This is a genomic window from Nocardia carnea (genome assembly GCF_029869215.1).
GTDB lineage: Bacteria > Actinomycetota > Actinomycetes > Mycobacteriales > Mycobacteriaceae > Nocardia > Nocardia carnea_B.
In genome coordinates this window covers 1-4,327 of sequence record NZ_JARWPM010000055.1, presented here as the reverse complement: position 1 = coordinate 4,327, position 4,327 = coordinate 1, and the positions used below count along the sequence as shown (strand labels likewise).

Below are 4,327 nucleotides of genomic sequence, written 5' to 3'. Positions count from 1 at the left end.
CCCAACCCGGACCGCACATCCTGACCCATGTGCCGTCCCTCGACTCGAAACCCCGGCACCGCCGGCCGGGGATCGCGGATCAGTTGATCCAGTGCGGCGGCGAGCTTTCCGGCATCGTGCCGGGCCGTTCCCGCGTCGGCGACCTCGGAAAAGACTACTCGGGCCCGCAACTGCCCGGCAGCCCTGGCAACATGTTCGCGCTCGCGCCCTTCCGGCACACACCCCGAATCGACCAGCACCTCGTCGACCGCGAAATCCGGTGCGTGCTGGGACAATACATGCAAATGGCGTTCCGCGGAGAAACCCGCCGTCTCACCGGGTTGCGCGACGAGGTTCAAGATCAGCACTTTGCGCGCGCGGGTGTAGACCAGCGCGTCGCGCAGGCCGGGCACCAGCAGGTGCGGTATCACGCTGGTGAACCACGACCCGGGCCCCAAGATCACCGCGTCCGCGCGTTCGATGGCGGCGATCGCCTCGGCGCAGGCGGGCGGGTCGGCGGGCAGCAACCGCACCCGGCGCACCTTGCCGGGGGTCGTGGCCACCGCCACCTGGCCGCGGATACAGCGGCTCACCCGCGGATCGGCCTCCAGACCCGAGACGTCGGCCTCGATATCGAGCGGGATGGTCGACATGGGCAGGACCCGGCCGCTGATCCCGAGCAGCTCGCCGACCTTGTCGAGCGCTGCCACCGGATCGCCCAGCACCTCCGTGAGGCCGGCCAGCAGCAGGTTTCCGACCGAGTGGCCGGCCAGCGCGCCGGTTCCGCCGAACCGGTGCTGCACCGTGCGGGTGAGCACACCGTCGGCGTCGGCGGCCAGCGCGGCCAGCGCCATCCGCAGATCGCCCGGTGGCGGCACTCCCAGTTCGCGGCGCAGGCGGCCGGACGACCCGCCGTCGTCGGCGACGGTCACCACCGCGCTGATCCGCCGGGTGAGCCGCCGGACCGCGGAAAGCGTGGCGTAGAGACCGTGCCCGCCGCCGAGGGCGACCACGGCCGGACCACGGTGTGACGCGGGGTCGCTATCGGCGCCGTTCATTCGCGCCCCAGATCCCGGTGCAGTACCCGCACGGCGTCGACCGGGCCGGTTGCCTCGTCGTCATCGATATTGCGGCCCGCGAGCGCGCCGAGGGCTTCGGCGATCGCGACACTGCGATGTCTGCCGCCGGTACAGCCCACTGCGACGGTCATGTATCGCTTCCCCTCTTGGCGGTAACCCTGGGTGGTCAGCTCGATCAGGTGGTCACAGGTCCGCAGATAGTCCGCGGCACCCGGGCGTGACAGCACATAGTCACTGACCACCGTTTCCTGACCGGTGTGCTGCCGAAGTTCTGGTACCCAATGCGGGTTGGGCAGGAAACGCACATCCAGCACCATGTCCGCGTCCAGCGGGACACCGTACTTGAATCCGAACGATTGCACGGTCAGCTGCAGTGCGACGGGCGTGCCGCCGCCGTAGACCTCCTCCAGTTTGCGGTGTAACTGGTGGATCGACAGCTCGGTGGTATCGATGACCACATCGGCCGCGGCCTTGACCCCGGCCAGCCGCACCCGTTCGGCGGCGATACCGGCGGAGAGCGTGCCGTCGGCGCTGTCGTTCTGCAGCGGATGGCGGCGCCGGGCGAAGCCGAACCGGCGGATCAGCACATCGTCGGAAGCTTCCAGGAACAGGATCCGGGTGGGGACCCCGCGCGCCCGCAGCTGTTCGGTGACCGCGGGCAGATCACCGGTGAAGAAGCGGCTCCGCACATCCATCACGATCGCCAGCCGCCGGATTGGCGGATCGGCGGAGGCGCCGAGCTCCACCATCCGGCCGATCAGTTCGGGGGGCAGATTGTCGGTGACATACCAGCCGAGATCCTCCAGGACTCGCGCGGCGGTGCCCCGGCCGGCCCCGGACAGTCCGGTCACCATCACGACCTCGACCGGGGTCCCCGAGCCGGGCACCCCACCCGGCACCACTTCCGTACTGTTGTTCGATTCGACGCGAGTCATGTACCACCCGGATCTTGTTCGGGAATGCGTTTCGTCACCCGGCCTGCCGGCCTGCCCTGCCCGCAGCGCGGGGGCGCACGAACAAACGTACGTGACCGGCGCCGGTCACCGCGCCGCCTCGCCGTGCGCCGCGCCGAGACTATCGGTCCTGCAGGGCGGCCAGCACCGCCTCCGCGGTCGCCCGTCCGATCCCGGGCACCTCGATGATCTCCTCGACCGTGGCCTCCTTCAGCCGCGCCACCGAACCGAAATGGGTGACCAGCGCGGTGCGCCGGGTGGCACCGAGCCCGCGCACGGAATCCAGCGCGGAGGCCGTCATCCGCCGGGAACGCTTACTGCGATGGAAGGTGATGGCGAAGCGGTGGGCTTCGTCACGTACCCGTTGCAGCAGGTAGAGCGCCTCGCTGGTGCGCGGCAGGATCACCGGGTCCGGTTCGCCCGGGACCCATACCTCCTCCAGCCGTTTCGCCAGGCCCACCACCGCGACATCGGTGATACCGAGTTCGTCGAGTACCTCGGCGGCGGCGGCCACCTGCGGCGCGCCACCGTCCACGACGTACAGGTTCGGGGGGTAGGCGAATTTACGCGGGCGGCCCGTCCGCGGATCGATCCCCGGCCGGGTGGTGATGTCCTCTTCCGCGAGATCGTGTTCCGCCCCCGCCACCTCGAACTCCGGGGTCGCCGCGACACCGGCCAGATCGGCCTGTTCGGTGGCATCGCGTTCCCGCCGCAACCGGAGGAACCGGCGCCGGGTGACCTCGGCGATACTGGCGACATCGTCGGACCGGCCCTCGCCGGCCGCCTCCCGGATCGCATAGTGGCGGTAATCGGATTTCTTCGGCAGCCCGTCCTCGAACACCACCAGCGACGCCACCACATCGGTGCCCTGGACATGGCTGACGTCGACGCATTCGATCCGCAGCGGCGCGGTATCGAGGTCGAGCGCGTCCTGGATATCCTGCAGCGCCGCCGACCGGGAGGTCAGATCGCCGGCCCGGCGGAGTTTGTGCTGCGCGAGGGCCTCGGTGGCATTGCGGGTGACGGTCTCGGCGAGGGCCTTCTTGTCGCCGCGCTGCGGCACCCGCACCCGCACCGCACTGCCCCGCAGCTGCGACAACCAGCGCTGAACCTCGTCGATATCGGCGGGCAGCTCCGGTACCAGGACCTCCCGCGGCACCACCGCGGCGGGTTGCTCCCCGGCGGTCTGGGCGGCGACCGCGGCCTGCTCACCGTAGAACTGGGTGAGGAACTGCTCCACCAGCGCCGCGAGCTCCCCGCCCTGTTCCGGAGTGTCGGCGGCATCGCCGGATTTGTCCACCACCCAGCCGCGCTGGCCGCGGACCCGGCCGTCGCGGACATGGAAAACCTGTACCGCGACCTCGAGGTCGTCGCCGGCGAAAGCGATCACATCGGCATCGGTACCGTCGCCCAGCACCACGGCCTGTTTCTCCAGCGCCCGGCGCAGGGCCTGCACATCGTCGCGGAGCCGGGCCGCGGTCTCGAAATCCAGGTCCGCGGATGCTGCCTGCATCCGGCGTTCCAAATCCTTGACCATCCGGTCGGTACGCCCGGCGAGAAAATCACAGAAATCCTCGACGATGCGCCGGTGTTCGTCCGCTGATACCCGGTCCACGCAGGGGGCCGAACATTTGTCGATATAGCCGAGCAGACAGGGCCGGCCGATCTGCCCGTGCCGTTTGAAAACCCCCGCCGAACAGGTACGTGCCGGGAATACACGGAGCAGCAGATCGAGGGTTTCCCGGATCGCCCACGCATGGGCGTAGGGGCCGAAATAGCGAACCCCCTTCTTCCGCGCGCCCCGGTAGACGAACAGCCGCGGATATTCCTCGTTCAAGGTGACGGCCAGCACCGGATAGGATTTGTCGTCGCGATACCGGACATTGAACCGCGGATCGAATTCCTTGATCCAGTTGTATTCCAGTTGCAGCGCTTCCACTTCCGTGGAAACCACGGTCCATTCCACACTCGCCGCGGTCGTGACCATCTGCCGCGTCCGCGGATGCAGGGCGGCCACATCGGCGAAATAGGAGTTGAGCCGGTTCCGCAGACTTTTCGCCTTACCGACGTAGATGACCTGTCCGTAGGAGTCCCGGAACTTGTAGACACCGGGTTCGAGCGGAATACTGCCCGGCTGCGGCCGGTACGTCGCGGGATCTGCCACGCGTCCTAGGTTAGTAGCGACCTCGGACAGTGTTTATCTGCGCCGCCTCCGGCGGCGCGGGGTGTGGGGGGGCCCCCGGGACGCGATGGAAGAGAACCCCCCCCGGCCCCCCGCGGGGACGCGCAGGGCCGGGCCCCGCCCCCCCCAGGGGG

Annotated in this window: 3 protein-coding genes; all 3 read right to left on the bottom strand. The window is 69.2% G+C overall.

Annotated elements, in window-relative coordinates; translation table 11 throughout:
• Nucleotides 1-1,037: gluconeogenesis factor YvcK family protein (locus QH276_RS02260; RefSeq protein WP_280406578.1), on the bottom strand; the 1,037-nt coding region annotated here is incomplete at its 3' end.
• Nucleotides 1,034-1,912: an RNase adapter RapZ gene (rapZ, locus tag QH276_RS02255; RefSeq protein ID WP_432278719.1), complete on the bottom strand. Its 879-nt coding sequence runs from the start codon at nt 1,910-1,912 to the stop codon at nt 1,034-1,036. The genes QH276_RS02260 and rapZ, both read right to left, overlap by 4 nt.
• Before the next feature lie 220 nt (nt 1,913-2,132).
• Nucleotides 2,133-4,175, bottom strand: a complete 2,043-nt coding sequence (gene uvrC, locus QH276_RS02250) for an excinuclease ABC subunit UvrC (RefSeq protein ID WP_280401529.1) — start codon at nt 4,173-4,175, stop codon at nt 2,133-2,135.
• Between the last annotated feature and the right edge of the window lie 152 nt (nt 4,176-4,327).

Coding starts and splice junctions, on each gene's coding strand:
- rapZ (WP_432278719.1), bottom strand. CDS start 1,912: ATGGTGACCGGACTGTCCGGGGCCGGCCGGGGCACCGCCGCGCGAGTC.